Source organism: Amycolatopsis ponsaeliensis, from assembly GCF_030182635.1.
Lineage (GTDB): Bacteria > Actinomycetota > Actinomycetes > Mycobacteriales > Pseudonocardiaceae > Amycolatopsis > Amycolatopsis ponsaeliensis.
The window spans coordinates 1-19,066 of record NZ_JAPZLD010000043.1 but is presented as its reverse complement, the minus strand read 5'-3'; the positions used below and the strand labels follow the sequence as shown (position 1 = coordinate 19,066).

Sequence of the window (19,066 nt, the reverse complement as noted above, 5' to 3'; positions counted from 1 at the left end):
GGTCCTGCTCGCCCTGACCGCCACGGCCGCGACGCTGGCCGCCCTGCGCAAGCTCGCGGCCCACAGCAACACCCAAGTCCTCCGCATCAACACCAAGGAACCAGCATGAGCATCTGGACCGAACTGAGCCCGATCGGCCACCGCGTCGAGTACGTCGACGCCGCCGGTGTCCCCACCCGCACGCTGCGCGCCGGCGACCCGGACGCCGAAGCCGTCGTGTTCCTGCACGGCACTAGCGGGCACCTGGAGGCGTTCGCGCGCAACATTTTGGCACACAGCGAATTCGACGTGCACGCCATCGACATGCTCGGCCACGGCTACACCGGCAAGCCCGCCCAGCCGTACGAGATCGCCGACTACGTCCAGCACCTGCTGGACTACTTCGACGCCGTGGGCATCCAGGCGGCGCACATCGTCGGCGAGTCCCTGGGCGGCTGGGTCGGGGCGCGCGCCGCGATCGACCACCCGGAGCGGGTGCTGAGCCTGCAGCTGCTGTGCGCCGGCGGGACCGTGGCCAATCCCGAGGTCATGGACCGCATCCGTACCAGCACGAAGAACGCCGTCGCCACCGACGACGTCGAGCTGACCCGCAAGCGCTTGCGCCTGCTCATGGCGAGCGAGGAGAACGCCACCGAAGAGCTGGTCGAAGTCCGGCACGCGATCTACCACACGCCCGAGTTCGTGGCCAATGTGGACAACCTGCTTTCGCTGCAGAACATGGAACGGCGGCAGCGCAACCTGCTGCGCCCGGAGCACCTGGCCCGCATCACGCAGCCGACGCTGATCGTGTGGGGGCGGCAGAACCCGTTCGGCGAGGTGCCGGAGGCCGCGAGGATGCACGAGAACATCCCCGGTTCGCAGCTGGAGCTGTTCGAGGAGTGCGGGCACTGGCCGCAGCACGAGCAGGCCGACCGCTACAACCCGCTGAGCCTGGAGTTCCTCCGCAAGGCCGCCGCCGCATGAGGGCCGCGCGTTTCCACAGCTGGGGCTCGGCTCCCGTCGTGGATGAGGTCGCCGAACCGACGCGGGCGGAGGGTGAGGTGCTCGTCAACGTCCAGGCGGCGGCGGTCGCCCACTTGGACGCCACCGTCGCGAGCGGCACCTTCGATCTGAAGCCTCCCCTGCCCTACGCCGGCGGCGTAGAGGGCGCGGGGATCGTCGTCGAGTGCGACGCGGGCGCCGGCCTCGAACCGGGTGACCAGGTGATGCTGCGCGGCGCCGGTCTGGGCCTGCTGCGCGACGGGACCTGGACCGAGCGGGTGAGCGTCCCGGCCAAGGCCACGACCCGCCTGGACGCCCCCCTGTCCCCGGAGATCGCGGCGACGTTCTTCGTCCCGGCGACGACCGCGTTCGTGGTCCTGCACGACGTGGCCCGGCTCGCCGAGGACGAGGAGGTGATCGTGGTCGGCGCCGCCGGCGCGGTCGGGTCGATGGTCGCGCAGCAGGCCCGGCTGGCCGGGGCGAAGGTGACCGGGATCGTCGGGCGCGAAGACCAGCTCACCGACGTCCCTGACGGCGTGACCGGCGTCTGCCTCGACTCGACCGAGGGCGTCGAACGGCTTGCGGCGGACCGCTCAGCGTCCCTGCTGGTCGACACCCTCGGCGGCGACGGGCTGGTCGCCCGCACCCGCTGGGTCCGGCCGGGCGGGCGCGCGGCGGTGATCGGGTACGTGACCGGCACCGAAGTCCGCGTCGACCTGCCGTCCTGGCTGCTCGACGACGTCGCGCTGCTGCCGGTCAACATGATCCGGCAGGAGCGCCGCGCCCGTCAGGTGGCCGGAGACCTGGTGAAGCGGCTGTCCGCGGGCGAGCTCGAGGTGGCGGTGCAGAAGTACGCGTTCGCCGACGCGGCCCTCGCCCTCGAAGACCTGCGGGCGGGCCGGGTCCGCGGCCGCGCGGTGCTCGTTCCGTAGCCGGGTCCGGTCAGCGGACCGGTCCGTTGGCCGGACCGGTTCCGCTGACCGAACCTGGTCCCATGCCCGACATGACGGCGAACAGCGTCCTCGGCAAGGTCCAGCTCATCCTGGAAGCCTTCGGTCCCGACGACGAGCACCTGAGCCTCACCGAGCTGGCCCGGCGCTCCGGCGTCGCGAAGGCATCGGTGCACCGCCTCGCGCAGGAACTGCTGAGCTGGGGTGTGCTGGAGCGGCGCGGCAGCGACTACTGGCTCGGCATCCGCCTGTTCGAGATCGGCCAGCGCGTCCCCCGTCAGCGCATCCTGCGTGACGCCGCCCGCCCGTACATGGAAGACCTCTACCAGGCCACGAACGAGACGATCCACCTCGCCGTCCCCGATGGCCGCGAAGTCCTGTACCTGGAGAAGGTGTCCGGCCACGGCCAGGTGACCAAACCGTCTCGGGTGGCCGGCCGGATGCCGATGCACTGCACCGCCACGGGCAAGGTCCTGCTCGCCTTCGGCCCCCGCGCGCTGGTCGACGAGGTGCTGGCATCCCCGCTCGAGCGGTTCACCCCGCACACGGTGAACGCACCCGGACTTCTGCTGCGGGAACTGACCCGGGCTCGCGCGAACGGCTACGCGGTCGAATACGAGCAGACCCGCGTCGGCTTCGTGAGCGTGGCCATCCCGCTGATGGGCGCGACCGGCCTGACGACTGGCGCGCTGTCGGTCACCGCGCCGCTGTTCCGCGCCGACGTCGACAAGTACGCCGGGCTGCTCACGATGGTGGGCCGCCGGATCACCAGAACGGTCAGCGCCCTGCGGTCCGGTGACCGAACCACCTCGGCCATCGACCGCGGTCAATACTTGAGGACATGACGACGACCCTGCGGTCGCGCCGCCGGTGCTGCCTGACGTCGTGGCCGCTACCTACGCGGAGTGGTTTGTCATGCCTGGCCGAACCGACGCGGGTCAAGGTCCTCCACGTCGTGGCCACCGCGCACCGCGAACTCACCATCGGCGAGCTAACCGAGATCATGGGGATCAGTCAGGGCAACGTGTCCCATCACGTCCGTAAGCTCGCCGACGTCGGCTTCCTGCTCTTGCAGGTAACGAGGCACCGCCACCGTCGTCACGGTCAACAAAACCTGCTGCGTCGGCCTCCCGCACGCGGCCGACGCGGTCATGGGCTTTCTCGCGTCATACCCCTGCTGCCGCGAGGATGTCCCGGACGACGTTGCCGTGCGGCCTCTTCGCCGAGGTGACTGGGGTGCGTCCGGCGTACCTACGCCGAAGGCATCGCAACGTTCGAAACCGCAGTCCCCAGCCGTGACGAGCTGCACGAAAAGTGGCTGCCCGGGCACCGCTGGGTCGCCGAGATCGAGGGGAACGTCGGCTGGGCCACCGCCGCCCCGGTGTCCACTCGGGAGTGCTACTCCGGGGTCGCCGAGACTTCGATCTACGTTTCCGAAGACCACCGTGGTCGTGGTGTCGGCAAGGCCCTCATCCGCACGCAGGTCACCGAAGCCGACGCCGCCAGGCACTGGACGGAGCAAACCTCGATTCTCAACGAGAACCGAGCCTCTATCGCGCTGCACCGCGCGGCTGGCCATGCCGGCCGGGCAGCTCGTGTGGCGCGACCCCGCGGTAGCCGCGTTCAGCCGGCTCGAAAGGCAAGCCGCGCCGAGGTGCCAGCAGCCCGATCCCGGCCATCGCGGCCTTCTGCCCGTGATGAGCGAGCCGTCGACGAAGCCGAACCGGGTCCCGCTGATCGTGCCGGCCCGGGCGTGGGTCGTGCTGCCCTTCGCCTACGGCGTGTACCAGCTGTTGCTGAAGCTGGTGCAGCTCTTCGGATAGTCCTGGTGGCGCCCGGTGCGGGGGCACCGGGCGCCACCGGGGTCAGGCGTCGATGATCACGGCCTCGAAGAACCAGTACTGCTCGTCACCGCCGTTGTCGAACCACTGGATCACCTTCGTGCCCTCTTCGTAGCTGCCACCGTTCGCGATCGACGCGAACTTGTCGCTCTTGCCGTTGACCAGGTGGCGGCCGGTGAAGTACCAGTCCTGCTCGGCTCCGCCGTCGCAGGTCCACTGGATGAGTTCGGCGCCGGTGGCCGTGCTGCCGCCACCGGCGACCGAGAGGCATTTACCGCTCTTGAAGTTGACCAGCCGGTGACCGGACCAGCCCCAGGCCTGTTCGGGCCCGTTGTTGCAGAGCCACTGGATGGCGTTGGCGCCGTTGCTCGTGCTGCCGCCGCCTTCGATCGACAGGCATTGTCTGGTCTGGTAATTCCGGATGTCGTAGTAGGTCGCCGCTTCGGCGGTGCCCGCGACCGTGACGGACGCGGCGACGACGGCGAGCGCGGCCATGGCGAACCGAATCATGAGAAACCCCCAGTGCTGTAACGGAATCCGGCCTCGGCGAGTGTAGGCACGGCGGGCGGCCCAGCGCGGCCGCCAAGATCGAATTCGCCTGGCGTTCACCCGTTGGTCACGCTGCTGTGGCGGATGTTGCTCCGCTCCGGCCAGCGGGTTGCGCCGGTCGTCGCCGTGACCTGCCTCAACTGTGCGGCAGAAGCGTGCCCGCGCCTGGTCGGCAGCGAGCGTGGTGATCAGGGTTGCGGCGGGCCTTTGCGTAGCCAGGCCAGGATGGAGCGCGGGCCCGCATGATGCAGCGAGCACAGCAGCCCTCGGCCGTCGGGTGCTCGGATCGAAGAAGGCGGACGTATCCCGTGGTGCCCCGAGCGTCGGACTGACCGAAGATTTCGTGCGATTTCCAACTTGGTCAGCCCGACACCGCTCGGGCCATGAGCACTACCAAGTGCGTCGATCAGGCTATCGGATCGATATCAGGAAAGCGTCAACAATGGTCTGATCCACCTTGTTGCCAGCCTGGTCGGTTGCGCTCGCTTTCAGGGACACCGTCTTGGCGTCGACAGGGTGCACCAGTAGTGCGCCCTTGTCCGTGAAAGGCACCGCGCGCCAAGTTACGCCTTTGTCGTAGGAAACGCTCAAGGCCGTCAGCCTTCCCGTGCCGCCGGCATTGTTGTCCACCGTGATCGGTACATAGGTCGGAAGCCGCCCGGGGACCTGGTTCCAGGCGTCGACGTCCGGCGCGTATCTGACCGCCAACAACGGCAGCGCCGCGGGGGTTGCACCGGTCACCGTGGCCGATGTGAACGTCCAGTCCGCGACAACCTCCGACGACAAGGCGTTGTCCCGCGTCGCGTCGGCGTGGAGGACATACACGCCGGGGTCCGGCGGCACCACGAACGTGCCCTGCCCGGCGATCCCCGAAGTGCCGATTTCCTTGCCGTCCCGGGACAATGTGGTGTGCGCGGAGGCGGCCGGACCATCGGCGATCCGGCCGGCGTGCTGGTCCGCGAACATCGGCACGTTCACCGCGATCGTTTCCCCTTGCCGGCTGGCCCGGCTCCGTGGACCGGCCGGGAACGCGGGACCGAAAACGGCCGCGTTCCAGCGTTCCAGCACCGGTCGCCCGAGCCGGTAGCTCCTCGGCACGGCGTCCAGCAGCAGGTTGACACCGTCCTCGGAGAACAGCGGGTACCACTGCTCGCCCGGGGTGTAGAACTCGTCCAAACCGTACGGGAGGGGACGCGTGACAATTCCTTCCCGAGTTCCGGTCGAACCGGGTTTCGTGACCGCTTCCTCCGACCGCACCCGGGCCGTTTCCTTGTCCCGCACGGTGAATCCGGGGGTTGCGGGAACTGATCCGGAAACATGCTTTCGCACGTTGTACAGGTAGCTGCTGGTGCTGAATCCGCCCTCGCCGTCCGGCTCCGCCGCCTGGGCCTCGATGGCGAGGTCGAAACTGCTCGCGGACGTCGTCGACGGGCGGACACGGAAGTCGGTGAAATCGGGGATGTACATCCACGTACTGATTCGTCCCCAGTTCGCGTCCCGCTCGAAACCGTAGGCGGCCCGGCCGATCTTCGCCGACGGCCGGTCGGCGAACCGCACGTCAGCGGCAGCACCGGTACGCGCGTCGACGGTCAACTGGGTGGAGCCGTTCACGACGAGTTCCGGCTCGACGGCGAACACGTAACGCCGGTCGTCGCTCCACGTGGTGGACTGGAAGTAGAACCGTCCCTTCGGCAGGCGGGCGGTCACGGTATCGCCGCCGCCCCCGAAGTCGCGGGGGTGGTCGATGTCGGTGAAGTCGTAGGAGAAGTTCTGCGTCGGGTTCCCCTTTTCGTCGAGGAAGTTCAGCCTGACGTCGTAGCTTTCCGCTTCGCGGGTGACCGCGATCGGGGTCCGCACGTCCCCGGCGAGCACCACACCTTGGTAGACGCCGTCCGGCCCGGTCACCTTGGTGTCCGCCGTGACCGTCGCTTGCGCGGTCCCGCCCGCCGGGATCATCATCGAGCCGGGCGTGACCGTGAACATCCCGGCCGGGGCGGCCGCGCCGTCCGGGCCACGCACGTCGGCCGCGAGGTTCACCGTGACCGGAGCGGTGCCCGCGTTGCGGTACGTCATCGTGGTGACCATCGGCTGGTCGTCGTCGTGCGGCCACCGCGCGGTCCCCAAGCTGATGCCGGCCGGGCCGGCCAGTACCTGCTGTGCGACGGCCTTCGCCACGTCCACCCGGCCCGCGCCCTGCTGGAACACCGACATTCCGGTGCCCGGCTTGGCGCTCCCCATCAACGCGGCCTTCAACTCGGGCGCTTTCCAGTCCGGGTGCTGCTGGGCGAGGATCGCCGCCGCACCCGCCACGTGCGGGGCCGCCATCGAGGTGCCGGACAACCGCATGTGGTACTCGTCGACGGAGGGCTCGCTCGCCCCCAGCACACTGTCGTGCGCTTTGGCGGCCGCGATCCCGACACCCGGCGCGGTGAGGTCCGGCTTGATCGCCCCGTCGCCGAGGCGGGGACCGTGGTTGGAGAACGGCGCGAGCGTCTCGTCGCGGTCCACGGCGCCGACGGTCAGCGCGTCGGTCGCCGCGCCGGGGCTGCTCACGAGGGAGCTGTCGTTGCCGGCGGCGGTGACGAACAACGTGCCGGCCTGCTCGGTGATCCGGTTGACCGCCTGCGACATCGCGTCCGTGCCATCGCTGGGGAAGCCGGTCCCCAGGCTCAGGTTCACCACCTTGGCGCCGTCGGCGGCCGCCCACTCCATCCCGGCGATGACGCTCGACTGCGGACCGAAGCCGGTGTCGCCGAGAACCTTTCCGTTGAGCAGCCGGACACCCGGGGCGACACCTTGGTACTTCGCGTCGCGGCCGGTGACGATGGACGCGACGTGCGTGCCGTGTCCCCATCGGTCGGTGGTGCCGCTGGCGCTACCGGTGAAGTCCTTCGCGTCGGCAACCACATCGCTCAGGTCGGGGTTCGTCGTGTCGATTCCGCTGTCGAGCACGGCGACCTTGACGCCGCTGCCCGTCAGCCCGGCCTGCCACGCGGTGGGCGCGCCGATCTGCGGCACGCTCTTGTCCAGGGTGCCCTGGACCGGACTGTCCAGCCAGATTCGCGGCGCGGCGGCCCGCTGGGTCCGGGCCCACAGACCGCTCCCCTTGACCGCGCGCACCGCGGTCGCGCCGAGGCTCTTCAGCTCTCGCACCGCTTGCAGGCCGCTCTCGCGTGCCACGGCCAGGCCGCTGCTGACGATCAACGGGAGGTCGTCGCGAGTCTGGTCGTCGAAGCCGTACTCGATCAGTTTGGTGACATCGAACAAGTGTGGGTCGAGCTGCCCGGAGCGAACGGCGGGCAGGGCGTCCTCCGGCGTGACGTACACGTCCCCGGTCACGTCGGTGTGCTGCTCGAACGCCATCTTCGAGCGGCCCGCGCCACGCTGGACGGAGACCACGCGTGACCCGCCGAGCACCACCCGGTCGCCGGTGATGAGCGTGATCGTCCGGGTGAGGACGGGTCCTGATGCGGCGGCCTCGGCTTCGGCCTCGGTCCACGTGATGGTGCCGCTCGTCGCCAGCACAACGGCAAGGACGGCGGCGACAGGATGTCTCCAGCTCATACAACCTCCCAGTCGGATTCCTTCGCGGTAGACAGTGCCAAGATCCGATGTTTGGTTGCATGAAATTTTCGCCGAGTTACGTGGCGCCCCCGCCGGCCGGCCCGCGGCCGAGTTGACCACCCGCAGGCCCGCGCCCGACGTGATCAGTAGGCCGGCCGCGGACAGCGAGCCACCGGTTTCCAGCACCGCCTCCGGCACCGCCAGGTCGAACGGCGCGCCCCCGGGCTCCGCCACTTCAAGGATCTTGTCCTGCCGGGCGCCGGCGGCCCGGGCGTACGGCAACCCGGCAAGGAAACGCAGCTCGGCGTCCGCCGGGATCGCGGTGCGGGGGACCACGGTGACCAGCGTGACCCGCCCACCGTCGCACACCGAGAGCTGCCGGACGCTCAGCATCGCCTGCTCCCGGGTGACCACCGCCTTCGTCACCAGCTTGGCGACGAGCCCGGCCGCCCGCGCGTCGCGGGTCCGCAGCGGACCCAGCGGGCGGGTCAGCAGCAACGAGGTGCCGTCGGCGTACCGGACGAGGGGGCCGATGCCGTGCTGGTGGTCGGCCACGGCCTCGATCACGGCCGTCCCGGCGGGCGTCGACCAGGTACGGCGTGAGGTCCGCCGTCAGGGAGATCGACGCGGTCCGCCCCCGCAGCGAATGCGTTGTGAGCACGGGACTTTCGCCGTCGTCCTGGCAAACCACACCGTCGTCGTGACTTTGATCGACGAGTGAGCCGCTTGTACGGCCACCACGGCGACAACCGGGTTGAGCCCGCCAACCGAGCATAAGGTGGGCCAGTGATTGACCAGATGACCGTCGATGCCGCGGCCGCCGACGCTCGCTGCGCCGGCGAGAAGTTCGATGACGCTCTGGCGTGGCTTCGTGCCCATCCCACGCTGACGGCGCCACTCTCCGCCGAGCTCTGGGTTACCAACTCTGCATATACTCCCGTCCTGCTTGTTCGGCATCGCGTACGCGGGTGGGTACCGCCCGGTGGCACTCTCGAGCGAGGCGAGACACCCCGGGCCGCCGCAGCTCGCGAACTCGTCGAGGAGACAGGCGTCGCCGGTGACCTTCTGCCTCCCCCCGCCGCGGTCGCTGTTCGGTCCTTTCGCACCGACTGGGCGCCGACGTTGAGCCTTTCTTACGGCGCCGTCATCGACCGTGATCTGCCGCTCGGCGGGGAGAGCGGCCAGCCATCGAAGTGGATTCACCTCGACGAGGTCTGGGACAGCGTGTTTCCCGAAGACCGCGAGCGCATCCGCTCGTACGTGCGTCGCCTCGCGGCAGGGCAGGTAGCCGGGGTGCCATGAAGCACACCGCAACAACGGGCGCCCGGCCCTCCTCAGTCCGGGACGTACACGCGAGTGGCGAGATCGCGGATTCCTGGCACAGCTGCCCGGTTCTGCCCCAGTAGCGCATCGACGATCGTCCGGATGGCTGCGCGGGTGTTCCGGAGGAGTCCGCGTCGTCCGCGCCGCGCCCCGGATGACGTTCGCACGCCGCGCTGGGGCAGCCTGTTCGGCGAGGCCGGCGGCTCGTCGGCCTTGACTCGATTCCGAGGGAGTTCTCGTATGGTCGACAACGTGCGTGATCTGCGGCCGCCGCGCGTGCCGTGGGACGCCGCCCAGCACGCCCGGCCCGGCGTTCGGTTCGTCACGCCGCAGGAGTACCTGGCCGGGCTCCCGGTCGATGTGGGCCGCAGGATGGTCAAGAGCACGATCGCGGAGGCGCTGGCTGCCGCTGCCGACGAAGACGGTGTGATCCTGAATTTCAGCCCGCCCGAGTTCTTCCGGACCCACGTTGCTGGCGTCCTTGGCCGAGGCGAGGAGGACGACGAGGACGTCACGCCGCTGGTGTACGACCAGTTCACCGCGTTGACCATCATCGACTGCATGATCGAAATGACGGTCGACGACGGCCTACTCGCCAACCGTGGCAACGGGGATTCGGCGGACTTCCGCCTCACGCTGCCCGATCCCCTGGTGTGAAAGAAAAGGTCATCGTGTCCATCGCCGGAGAACAGCGGCGTGGGGCACGGTGACCTCGGTGCGTATCGCCGCCCTGACGGCGACGTGGGAGCTGAGCTCTACCCGACGGGCATCTCGCCATCCAGACGGGCGACGATTCCGCGGATCCGGTCGTCGTCCAGCGGACGCCGCCACGTTCGTTCGTAGACGTCATCGGCGCGTTCCACCTCGAAGTGCGCGTCTTTGCCGCGGGCCAGGACCTCCCAATGGGCGCGGTCGGATTCGGTCAGGAAGCTGATATCCACCAACGAATGCCTCCGCTCAGGACGACGTCAGCGTCCAGCTCGCCTCGTAGCCGTCCACTCTCAGGAACCCCGGGCCACGGACATCGCGCTCCACCTGAACGTCGCCGATCTGATTGAGCAGCAGGTCGCGCCTCGCCGGCGATTCCACCCACAGCGCAATGTTCCCGCTGGTCTTCGCCGTGAACTGGACGTGCGTCACCCCGTCCGGCAGGCGAAGCACCGCGTCACCCTTGCCCGTCGACAGCTTGCCACTCTCCGCCGCCGGGACGCTTCGGTAGTCGGCGATCGTCGCCGTCCAGGGCCCGTTCGCGTGGACCATCACCCGCCTCACCGGCTGGTCGGGGTACCGGTTCAGCCACGTGGTGCCCCGGTACGCGCCGATCGCGTTGACCAGGCCATGTTCACCGCCGTCGCCGTCGAGGGCCACGTTGTCCGTGCACTTCGGGCAGTCGAACGTGAGGAAACCCAGCTGGTCCGCCGGCCAGCTGGTCGCGAACTCGTCGTAGTCCGTGCCCGTGTGCGTCTCCGTCGGCACCTCTCGCGGGGCCGACGGCACCAAAGGCGGAGAGGGCGGCGCAGGCGCCGAAGGCGAAGGACCCGCCGCCACGATCACCCCGTGACCGCTGTCCTCGTACGTGCAGGCCGAACTCAACGCCGCCACGGCCACGACGACACACACCAGTACGCCACGCACCCGGATCCCCCTCTCGGTCCCCAAGTGATCTTTCGACGACCTTAGCCCCAGCGTTATCGTCGCCCTGTGTGATCGCTCACCTGCGGCGGCCGGCGACGCGGACCAACTCGCGCAAGGGCACCGGTTCTGGGCTTTAGCAGCGGTAAACGCCTTGCAAAGCGGTTTGCTGCCATCGCTCCACCCGGTCGCGCCCGCGTGAGTTCCACGCGTCCGCTGCGGCCACGAAACCAGCCATCGGGACGAGGTCTCGCACTGCGGGGTCCGCCGCACCTGCTGCACAGGGTCCGTGGTCGTTCGACCATCTTGAGCAACGTGGGCAGACAGGCGAGGCGGCCCGCGTGCAGCGCCTAGGAACGGACCTGGTCCGCGGGCGCGGTCCAGCCGGTGGAGCGGATCCACTCGGCCAGGTCGCAGGTGGTCGGCTCGATCGCCTTCACTGCTGCGAGGTCTGACGGGTATTCGGACGCCTTGGCGAACTGGCGGAACATCGCCTTGTCGAGGTCGTTGCCGAGAACGCTCAGCGGCAAGGCTTCGTAGCGTGACGGCAGCCCGGCGCGCGCGCCGAACGCGGCGGCGATCTGGGGGCCCGTTGACTCGTCGCCGATGACCTCGATGGCTCCGCCGGGCACGTCCGCGGTGCCGAGCAGGATCGCGGCGGCGACCTGGCCGATGTCCTTGATCGAGATCATCTTCAGGGCGACGTCGTCCGCCAGCGGCAGCCTCAGCACGATCGTTCCGTCCTCCAGGCTCGGCGCCATCACGGTCGCGAAGTCCTCCATGAAGGCGGTCGGGCGAACCATCGTGGCCCTTAGGCCGGAAAGCTTCAGGTATTCCTCGATCCGGTGCTTCGAGTCGTGGTGCGGCACGCCCGTTTCGTGATCCGCCCCGAAGACCGAGTTGAACACGACGTGCGGCACGCGCGCCGCGGCCGCCGCATCGACGAGGGCGGTGCCCACTCGGACCTCCTCCTCGACCTCCTCGAGGCTGTTCGCCTCCGGGGTCATGAAGGAGAACGCGGCGACCGCCTCCAGCGCGGCGACCGTTGACGCCGGGTCGTCGATCCGGACGGTCACCAGCTCGACGCCCCGGGCGACCAGCGCCTGCGCCCGATCGGACTCGGGGGTGCGGACGAGGGCCCGTACCCGCGCTCCTCGGGCCAGGAGCGCGTCGACGATCGCCCCGCCCTGCTGCCCCGTCGCACCGAAGACCGCGATCGTGCCGTTTTCCCGCGTGACCATGTCGCCCACCTCTCATTGGTTCATGTCGTGAACCATGCTAGTTCATGCCATGAACCAATGCAAGGCAATGGGGTGCCAAGGAGGACTGCGCGGTATTTCAGGACGAGGTGGACGCTGGGACGCCAGACGCGTCCACAATGGCGGTGGCTAGGCGTTCGAGGTCGCGCTGGCCGTCGGCGTCGAGGTTCTCCGCGACGTCGGGCAGGCGCTTGGTGGTCTCGGCGAACACCGCCTCGGCGAGCACCTTCCCCGTGGGCGTCACGCTGAGCATGATGACCCGCCGGTCCTGCTCTGAACTCGCTCGGCTGACCAGGTCGCGCCGCTCGGTGCGATCGACGAGCTGACTCAGCGCGTTCTTGGTCATGCCGAGCGAGGCGGCGAGGTACGCCATCTGCCGCGGCTCGTCCTTGACCGCGCATAGCAGGGTGGCCTGCAGGGAGGTCAGATCGTACTCGGCGCAGATCTGCGCGTACCTCCGCTGGATCAGGACCGAGAGCCAGAAGAGCTTGTCGCCGTAGTCCACGCCCGCCGCCCCTCGTCTGGTGCCGAACGCCTAGTCTACCGTCGCCGACCGGCTCGCCCGACCGCCCAACTGCCAGTGAGATCTGCCTTCTGCCTGGTCGATCTGGTGCCGCCGCCACCAACACCGAGCCCGCACCAGCCACTACCAACGCCAAGAAGAAGTACTCTACTAGCCATAACGATCTACGGCTGGAGTACTGGGCCCACGACGCCGCGGGGAGCTTGATCAAGGGCCATCGATCCGGTTGGACGGTCCTGCAGATCGTCGTCGAAACCCCCGCCGATGTGGGGCAGTTGTCACCGCTGGCCAGGCGGGAAGGTGGTACGGGCAATGCTCGCCTCCGCGCCCTCGCCGTAGCTTGCCCGCTGGCTGCGCCCGGCCGCGTGCACGGGCAAAACGGTCGCGGGTCACGTCGCGAACCCGATCCCGGCGGGCCGGCAGGGCTGCGGGAAGCGCCAAAGGTGCCAGTCCGCCGGTTCGACGGAGTGCTCCTGGTTACCGCAGGCGTGTGCTCGGACCGGTGCCCTGCCCGGCGCGACTGCGCTTGAGCAGGCTCGTCAGGCGGGTTGTACTGCAGTTCCGGCAGCGCGAGGTCGATCCCGGCGGTGTCGACCTCGGGGCGGCGTGCGGCTCGCACCGCCCCACCGCCACGACGACACGTCCACGACGTCCTCGTACGTGCACCGCATCTACCGCGGCGACCTCGACATCGGCGGGCATCGAGCAGCGCCGCGGCATCGGTACCCGGGTCCTGGCCCAGCTGCGCTTGGACCTGCCCGGCTACCGGCTGGTTCATCACCCCGGAGAAGACGAGCTCGCGGCCGTTCTGGGACCGGATCCATGCGGACTACCCCGGCGAGTACCTGCTCGGCGCCCGCCAGCACCGCGGCTGCACTCACCTGCTTTTCTGAGCCCTATCGGCCGCGGTCGGGGTGCAGTGGCGTCCAGGTTGGCCAGGTGCGGGGCGTCTCGGGGCGTGGGTCGATAGTGCAGGCGTAGTGGCGTTGCCAGGTGCGTTCGTCGCCGTCGCGTTCGTGGCAGGTCAACTCGAGGTCGATGGTGGTGCCGATGTAGCCGTCCTTGATGGTGGTGTAGAAGACGAGCTCGCGTCCGTGCCGGATGTCCTCGAAGGTGAGCTAACGCAGCGCCCGGCCTCGTTCCATGCGCAGCACGACCTTGGCCACGAAGGAGTTCGTGTCGTCGGTGAAGGCGTCGACCGCTGACACGGAGAATTCCGGCGCGTCGCGCTCGTCGCGATCGGCGCGCATCAGTGCAACCTGCTCTTCGGCCGCGCGGGCCTGTGTTTCGGCGGCCTCACGGGACTTGGCCGCCTCGGTCGCCTGGGTCTGCGCGGCGATCCGGGACTTGCGGGCCTCGCGGGTCTGCCACCCGGCGACGCCGGCAGCCACGACGGCAACGCCCGCGGCCGCCCAGGTGGCGATGTCGCCGGGCTCAACCATGACGGCTCTCCGCTCCGGCCGCGGGGAGGACGAGCTCGTAGGTCGGCAGCCCCTCGTACTCGGCGAGGGCGTCCCAGGACTGCGCGAGCTGAGTGCGTTCCTGATGGCGGTAGAGGGCGGCGAAGTGCGGAGCAGCGGCGTCGAAGCCGGCGCTGGAGGCGATCAGCAGCTGCCGCCCCGCCGCCTGCAGTGCTTCCCGCTGCAGGCGGCAACCCAGTTCTCCAGCGCCTTCTCGCCCGCCTCGACGGCGTCCATCTCCGCGTCGGCGGCCGCGAGCCGCTCCGGATCGGCGAGCAGGTCCCGGTAGCCGGCCAGCGTCGTCTTCAGCCACCGCCGGGGGGTGAACTCGTCAGCGGGGCTCGCGGTGTTCGCCGCCGCAGTCGCCAGCCATGCGTCGAGCTCGGCATCGCCCTGGCCATCGTCGGTCACGTGCCGGTCCCTTCGGATTTCCTGCTCAGGACGTCGGTGCTGAGCCACTGCACGAGCAGAACGGCTGCGTGGACCGCGGCCTCGGCTTCGGCCTGGTCCTGGTCGCAGGAGTTCTTGCTACCGCCGTGGCGGGACACCTGCCCGGTCCACAACCGCGACATCAGCTCCTGTACCGGTTCCGGGCCGCCCGGCGCGGCGCCAGTTCCGAAGAGGACGGTCTCCCACTTCGCGACAGCGTCGCGCAGGTGGGCGATGACGGTACCGAGCGTGGCTTTGTGGTTATTGGGTAGCACGAGCGGGCAAGCGACCTCTTCGACCGCGCGGACCGCTTCCCGGTAGGCCGTCGTCGGATCGGGATCCGGTCGATAGGCGTGGTACCACGCCTGGGCCAGCAGCTTCGCCGCGGTCGGGGTGGTTTCCTGCACGGCCTGCTTGAAGCTGCCCTCGACGGTCGGGTCGACCCGGCAGGTCAGTCCGCACCGCGACCGCGTCCCTGACCGGCCCGCGCGATCACCCGGTGCTGTTCGCGGTGGTGTCGGTCGAACAGGACGGCGATCCCGCCGAGATCCGCGAGCGCATCCGGGACGACGGGGTGCCCCGGCTGTGCCAGGCCCTCGACCTGGACTCGCTGTCCACCCGCGTCGAGCTGCGCTTCACCACCGCGGCAGGCGCCCGCGTCGCCTGACGGGGCGGTGCTTCCGTGCTCGCGATCGAGTTCACCCGAAGGCTTCGACTTTGTGTGTGAGCCGAGGTTTGCTTTCCCCGCCTACGGGGAAAGCACGTTCCGGGTTCCTGCGGCCGCAGGTACCACGATTGCTCCCGAAGGCGGTCTGACGTGGTCCAAGCGGTTCTGCCCCACATCCCCGTGAGCCGGCACGCTTTCGCGCCCGGTCGCCGCGGATGTCGCCGAACCTCGCACCGGAGCGGCTGATCGCCCTCGCCGCCCGGGGGAACGGACCTGCCTTCGAGCGGCTGGCCGACGAGCTGACCGGTCCGATCCTGCCCGTGGTCGGACACGTGGTCTCCGACCGCGGCCAAGCCGAGGAGCTGACCCGCCGGGTGCTGGTCGAGCTCTGGCGCACCGCGTCCCGCTACCGCGAGGCCGACGGCAGTGAGCCTCGGCCGGCAGCTGCGGAGTCCGGCCCAGCTGGTCGAGCAGGTGCGCGCGAAACGCCTGCCCGGTTCGCGGGCGCGCGCGGTACCGAGTAGCGCGGCGGTCGCACGGAACTCCCGGACGGCAGCACGACAGGCCGGGCACGCCGGGAGGTGCGCCTCGAAGGCGGTGCGCTCGGTGTCGTCGACGGCGTCGAGGACGTAGGCCCCGACGAGGGTGTGGATGTCGGGCGTAGTCATCGATATGTTCCCAGTGCTGCCCGCAGCCGGACGAGCCCGTCGCGGATGCGAGTCTTGACACTGCCTTCCGCCACCGCGAGCTTCTCGGCGACTTCGCGATAGGTCAGCCCGTGGTAGTAAGCCAGTTCGACGGCTTCACGCTGCAGCGGGGTCAGCTCGCCGAGCGCCCGCCGCACCCGCTCCTCGTCCATTGTGGACAGCATTTCCTCGGCAGCCTCGTCGTAGGGCCGCTGCACGTCGAGCCGAGCGGCGCGGTCCTGCCGGTCGCGGCCGGCCTGCTCGGACCGGACGCGGTCGATGGCGCGCCGGTGGGCGATCGTCAATGCCCAGGTCCGCACTTTCGGCGTGCGCTCCGGGTCGAACTGCGCTGCTTTGCGCCAAATCTCCAGCAGCACCTCCTGGGTCACCTCTTCCGCCAACGCCGGTGCGCGCAGCACGGCCTGCACAGTTCCGTGGATCGGCCCGGCCAGGTGGTCGTAGAGCTGCGCGAAGGCCCGCTCGTCCCCTGCCGCGGCACGACCGATGAGTTCTTCGGGGGTCATGCGGCGAAACTCCAGCCTCGGCGCACCGGCGCCCGTGGCGGACGACTTGGCGCACAAGTTCCTGGGAAGGACTGGTCACCAAGTCGTTCGGTCCGCACGCGAACGCGGATTGGTGTCCGGCTACACCCAGACCGACATGCGCGCGGGCGCCGTGCCCGACGGCGCGACCGGCTGGCACAACGTCACGTTCACGGCTGCCCAGAAATTCTTCCCGCTCCACCAATCCGGTTCCCGCCGAGCCCCGAACAACCGGCAACAAGAGGTTCTCACCGACGGGGTGACCTCAGCCGCGTAATCAATTGGAGTGAATTCTCGTGCGTAACCTTCGTATTGCCGGTATCGGTCTGACCGCGGCCGCCGCGCTCACCCTCACTGCCTGCGGTAGCAGCGATTCCGCTTCCTCGAGCAGCTCCAGCACCCCCGCGCCCTCGTCGTCGATGGCCGCGCCGTCCTCGAGCGCGGCCTCCGGTTCCGCCGACGGCGTGACCACCAACGCCGACGTCTTCGGTCCCGCGTGCAGCCAGCTGCCGCAGGGTTCCGCGCCCGGCTCGCTCGACTCGATGGGCCCGCAGCCGGTCGCCTCGGCCGCGTCGACCAACCCGCTGCTGACCAAGCTGGTCGCCGCGGTCAAGGCCACCAACCTGGTCGACACCCTCAACAGCCAGCAGGCCATCACGGTGTTCGCGCCGGCCGACCCGGCGTTCGCCGCGCTGGGCGACGCGAAGTTCGCCGAGCTTGCGGGCAAGCCGGCCGAGCTGGCGCCGATCCTGCAGTACCACGTCGTCGGCAAGCGTTACGACGCCAAGGGCCTCGAGTCGGCCGGCACGCTGGAATCGCTGAACACCGCCGGCGGCCCGCTGAAGATCGAGGGCTCGGGCGAGAACATGACCGTCAACGGCGCGAAGATCCTGTGCGGCAACATCCCCACCAAGAACGCCACCGTCTTCGTGATCGACAAGGTCCTGACGCCGGGCACCAACAAGTAACACCGGCTCCCGGGCCGCCGACGGGCGGCCCAGCACCGCACGGCCGCTCCGGCTCCACTTGCCTCCTGGAGCCGGAGCGGCCTTTCTTCGTTGCCCGCACCGGATTCCGGTAGCGGGCAACGACCGTGGTCTGTCGGCGGGTCACAGGAGGTCCGCCGACGGGGGACGCCACAAGCGGCGGCGTCCCGCCGGCCGCCGCCACGCTCGGTCACTCCAAGGCCGTGGCGGCGGCCGGTCCTTCCGCGAAGACGAGGGCGTGTGTCACGGCGCTGCGGGGAAGATCCGCATCGGCACCAGCGCCCAGACCACTTTGCCGCCACCTTCGGCCCGCACGCCCCACTCGAGGGACAGCTGGCCCACCAGCCGGAGTCCGTACCGGCCGGACCCCGGGTGGCCGGCGCGCACCGACGTGACGTCCGGATCGCGATCGCCGACTTCGACAAGCAGGTTCTCGCCGGTGCGGGCGACGTGCAGTTCGCGGACCGCCGTGGCGTGCCGGTAGGCGTTGCCGACCAGTTCGTCGATCACGAGGAGGACTCCGCCGAACCGGTCGTCCGGGCACGCGCCGAAGGTCAGCGATTCGGCCACCTGAGACCGGACCTCGCGCAGATCCGGAAGACCGCCCAACGCGACCCGGACTTCGGCCGCTCCGGCGAGCTTGCGGGTGAGCCGCGCCAGCTCCTCGTCGAAATCCATCGTTGCTCCGGCCTTCCCTCGACACCAGCCCGTTTCGTGGTTCGGTCCCGCGGTTCACCCGGATTGGTCGGCCTTGCCACCGTGGTGGGGTCACGTCCCGGCCGTCGTTCACCCGATCGGGCCGAAGGTGCGGTCCGGCCCATCCGGCGTGGCACCGATCGCGAATCCACAATGGACTTTCCGTACGCTTACCCAGGAGTCTTCCGTGCCCGAGGTTCGCCCGGCCCACATCGTTCCGGCCGCCGTCATCGCGCTCACGCTGAGCGCGTGCGGCAGCGGGGCCACCGTCTCCTCCGCCGGTCCGGGCCGGCCGGTGGCGGCGCCGGCGCCGAGCATCGCCGGTGCGACCGGCACTCCCGACGGGGTGACCACCGACGCCGACGTCTTCGGCCCGGCCTGTTCCCAGCTGCCGCGGGGCTCGGCACCGGGGTCGCTGGACTCGATGGGGCCGCTGCCGGTCGCCTCGGCCGCGTCGACGAACCCGCTGCTGACGAAGCTGGTGGCGGCAGTGAAGGCGGCGAACCTGGTCGACACGCTGGACAGCCGGCCCGCCATCACGGTGTTCGCCCCCGCCGACTCGGCGTTCGCCGCGCTGGGCGACGCGAAGTTCACCGAACTGGCGGGCCGGCCCGCCGAGCTGGCGACGATCCTGCAGTACCACGTCATCGGCCGGCGCTACGACGCCAAGGGCCTGGCGACCGCGGGCACGGCCGACACTCTCGACGCCACCGGCGGCCCGCTGAAGATCGAAGGCGTCGGCGAGAACATGACCGTCAACGGCGCGAAGATCCTCTGCGGCAACATCCCCACCGGGAACGCCACCGTCTTCGTCATCGACCAGGTGCTCACGCCGGGCGTCCGCTGATCGACGAGAGTGGGTGGCGGGCCCCCCCCCCGGCGGGCCCGCCCCCCCCGCCCGGGGCCCGGGGGGGGCGGGGGTGGCCCCGCCCGGTGCCCCCCGGGGGGAGAACCCCCCCCCCGCGGGGGGCGTGGTTG

At 69.9% G+C, this 19,066-nt stretch carries 22 protein-coding genes and 2 pseudogenes; 12 read left to right on the top strand and 12 right to left on the bottom strand.

Translation table 11 applies throughout. The annotated features are described in order from the left end of the window. The first annotated feature begins 105 nt into the window (after nt 1-105). The 5 genes and pseudogenes from QQ657_RS43325 to QQ657_RS43305 all read left to right on the top strand — a co-directional run bounded on the left by QQ657_RS43325 (nt 106) and on the right by QQ657_RS43305 (nt 3,754). Nucleotides 106-963 carry an alpha/beta fold hydrolase gene (locus QQ657_RS43325; protein WP_284748199.1) on the top strand — a complete coding sequence of 286 codons (858 nt, stop codon included), beginning with the start codon at nt 106-108 and terminating at the stop codon, nt 961-963. A gap of 38 nt (nt 964-1,001) precedes the next feature. Beyond that, complete coding sequence (locus tag QQ657_RS43320; protein ID WP_284748198.1) at nt 1,002-1,913, top strand: quinone oxidoreductase family protein; 912 nt, start codon at nt 1,002-1,004, stop codon at nt 1,911-1,913. 62 nt (nt 1,914-1,975) lie between these two features. Continuing rightward, on the top strand, nt 1,976-2,776 hold the full coding sequence (locus tag QQ657_RS43315; protein WP_284748197.1) for an IclR family transcriptional regulator: 801 nt from the start codon (nt 1,976-1,978) through the stop codon (nt 2,774-2,776). A gap of 25 nt (nt 2,777-2,801) precedes the next feature. Next, a pseudogene (locus tag QQ657_RS43310) lies at nt 2,802-3,546 on the top strand (helix-turn-helix domain-containing GNAT family N-acetyltransferase); the annotation flags it as partial. Between the two features lie 82 nt (nt 3,547-3,628). Beyond that, nucleotides 3,629-3,754 carry an MFS transporter small subunit gene (locus QQ657_RS43305; protein WP_284748196.1) on the top strand — a complete coding sequence of 42 codons (126 nt, stop codon included), beginning with the start codon at nt 3,629-3,631 and terminating at the stop codon, nt 3,752-3,754. A gap of 42 nt (nt 3,755-3,796) precedes the next feature. Here QQ657_RS43305 and QQ657_RS43300 read toward each other — a convergent pair whose 3' ends face one another. Together QQ657_RS43300 and QQ657_RS43295 are read right to left on the bottom strand one after the other, a co-directional pair. Next, complete coding sequence (locus QQ657_RS43300; protein WP_284748195.1) at nt 3,797-4,282, bottom strand: RICIN domain-containing protein; 486 nt, start codon at nt 4,280-4,282, stop codon at nt 3,797-3,799. 450 nt (nt 4,283-4,732) lie between these two features. Beyond that, nucleotides 4,733-8,452 (bottom strand): S8 family peptidase, encoded by a 3,720-nt coding sequence (locus QQ657_RS43295; RefSeq protein ID WP_284748194.1) that lies wholly within the window; start codon nt 8,450-8,452, stop codon nt 4,733-4,735. A 219-nt stretch (nt 8,453-8,671) separates the two neighbouring features. On the opposite strand from QQ657_RS43295, the gene QQ657_RS43290 reads away from it, so the two are divergent. Then, complete coding sequence (locus QQ657_RS43290; protein ID WP_284748193.1) at nt 8,672-9,187, top strand: NUDIX domain-containing protein; 516 nt, start codon at nt 8,672-8,674, stop codon at nt 9,185-9,187. Nucleotides 9,188-9,448: 261 nt separating this feature from the next. Then, nucleotides 9,449-9,865, top strand: coding sequence for a hypothetical protein (locus QQ657_RS43285; protein ID WP_284748192.1), 417 nt, complete (start codon nt 9,449-9,451; stop codon nt 9,863-9,865). 98 nt (nt 9,866-9,963) lie between these two features. Here the strand turns inward: QQ657_RS43285 and QQ657_RS43280 are convergent, their stop codons facing one another. From QQ657_RS43280 to QQ657_RS43250, 7 genes are all read right to left on the bottom strand, one after another. After that, nucleotides 9,964-10,152: a hypothetical protein gene (locus QQ657_RS43280; protein ID WP_284748191.1), complete on the bottom strand. Its 189-nt coding sequence runs from the start codon at nt 10,150-10,152 to the stop codon at nt 9,964-9,966. Between the two features lie 13 nt (nt 10,153-10,165). Continuing rightward, nucleotides 10,166-10,684, bottom strand: coding sequence for a hypothetical protein (locus tag QQ657_RS43275; RefSeq protein WP_284748190.1), 519 nt, complete (start codon nt 10,682-10,684; stop codon nt 10,166-10,168). Nucleotides 10,685-11,190: 506 nt separating this feature from the next. Next, nucleotides 11,191-12,081 carry an NmrA/HSCARG family protein gene (locus QQ657_RS43270; RefSeq protein ID WP_284748189.1) on the bottom strand — a complete coding sequence of 297 codons (891 nt, stop codon included), beginning with the start codon at nt 12,079-12,081 and terminating at the stop codon, nt 11,191-11,193. A gap of 97 nt (nt 12,082-12,178) precedes the next feature. Continuing rightward, a complete protein-coding gene (locus tag QQ657_RS43265; protein ID WP_284748188.1) occupies nt 12,179-12,604 on the bottom strand; it encodes a MarR family winged helix-turn-helix transcriptional regulator in 426 nt (141 codons plus the stop codon). A gap of 1,136 nt (nt 12,605-13,740) precedes the next feature. Then, complete coding sequence (locus QQ657_RS43260; RefSeq protein WP_284748187.1) at nt 13,741-14,064, bottom strand: hypothetical protein; 324 nt, start codon at nt 14,062-14,064, stop codon at nt 13,741-13,743. Nucleotides 14,065-14,226: 162 nt separating this feature from the next. After that, nucleotides 14,227-14,493 carry a hypothetical protein gene (locus tag QQ657_RS43255; RefSeq protein ID WP_284748186.1) on the bottom strand — a complete coding sequence of 89 codons (267 nt, stop codon included), beginning with the start codon at nt 14,491-14,493 and terminating at the stop codon, nt 14,227-14,229. Next, the gene (locus tag QQ657_RS43250; RefSeq protein WP_284748185.1) at nt 14,490-14,918 is read right to left on the bottom strand and encodes a hypothetical protein; all 429 of its coding nucleotides are present in this window, start codon (nt 14,916-14,918) and stop codon (nt 14,490-14,492) included. Before QQ657_RS43250 ends, QQ657_RS43255 begins: the two co-directional genes overlap by 4 nt. Nucleotides 14,919-15,010: 92 nt before the next feature. Here QQ657_RS43250 and QQ657_RS43245 point away from each other — a divergent pair, with 92 nt between their 5' ends. Both QQ657_RS43245 and QQ657_RS43240 read left to right on the top strand, forming a co-directional pair. Then, a complete protein-coding gene (locus QQ657_RS43245; protein ID WP_284748184.1) occupies nt 15,011-15,178 on the top strand; it encodes a hypothetical protein in 168 nt (55 codons plus the stop codon). 215 nt (nt 15,179-15,393) lie between these two features. Continuing rightward, complete coding sequence (locus QQ657_RS43240; protein ID WP_284748183.1) at nt 15,394-15,702, top strand: sigma-70 family RNA polymerase sigma factor; 309 nt, start codon at nt 15,394-15,396, stop codon at nt 15,700-15,702. A gap of 45 nt (nt 15,703-15,747) precedes the next feature. On the opposite strand, the pseudogene QQ657_RS56850 reads toward QQ657_RS43240, so the two are convergent. Together QQ657_RS56850 and sigK are read right to left on the bottom strand one after the other, a co-directional pair. Next, nucleotides 15,748-15,846: pseudogene (locus tag QQ657_RS56850) on the bottom strand (zf-HC2 domain-containing protein); the annotation flags it as partial. Beyond that, complete coding sequence (gene sigK / locus QQ657_RS43235; RefSeq protein WP_284748182.1) at nt 15,843-16,388, bottom strand: ECF RNA polymerase sigma factor SigK; 546 nt, start codon at nt 16,386-16,388, stop codon at nt 15,843-15,845. The gene sigK and the pseudogene QQ657_RS56850, both read right to left, overlap by 4 nt. 112 nt (nt 16,389-16,500) lie before the next feature. Between sigK and QQ657_RS43230 the strand changes: the two genes are divergently transcribed. Both QQ657_RS43230 and QQ657_RS43225 read left to right on the top strand, forming a co-directional pair. Then, nucleotides 16,501-16,683, top strand: a complete 183-nt coding sequence (locus QQ657_RS43230; protein WP_284748266.1) for a hypothetical protein — start codon at nt 16,501-16,503, stop codon at nt 16,681-16,683. Nucleotides 16,684-16,702: 19 nt separating this feature from the next. Further along, nucleotides 16,703-17,374, top strand: a complete 672-nt coding sequence (locus QQ657_RS43225) for a fasciclin domain-containing protein (protein WP_284748181.1) — start codon at nt 16,703-16,705, stop codon at nt 17,372-17,374. A gap of 261 nt (nt 17,375-17,635) precedes the next feature. On the opposite strand, the gene QQ657_RS43220 is transcribed toward QQ657_RS43225, so the two are convergent. Beyond that, nucleotides 17,636-18,070, bottom strand: coding sequence for an ATP-binding protein (locus tag QQ657_RS43220; RefSeq protein ID WP_284748180.1), 435 nt, complete (start codon nt 18,068-18,070; stop codon nt 17,636-17,638). 205 nt (nt 18,071-18,275) lie between these two features. Between QQ657_RS43220 and QQ657_RS43215 the strand changes: the two genes are divergently transcribed. Next, the gene (locus QQ657_RS43215) at nt 18,276-18,935 is read left to right on the top strand and encodes a fasciclin domain-containing protein (RefSeq protein ID WP_284748179.1); all 660 of its coding nucleotides are present in this window, start codon (nt 18,276-18,278) and stop codon (nt 18,933-18,935) included. Nucleotides 18,936-19,066: the final 131 nt, after the last annotated feature.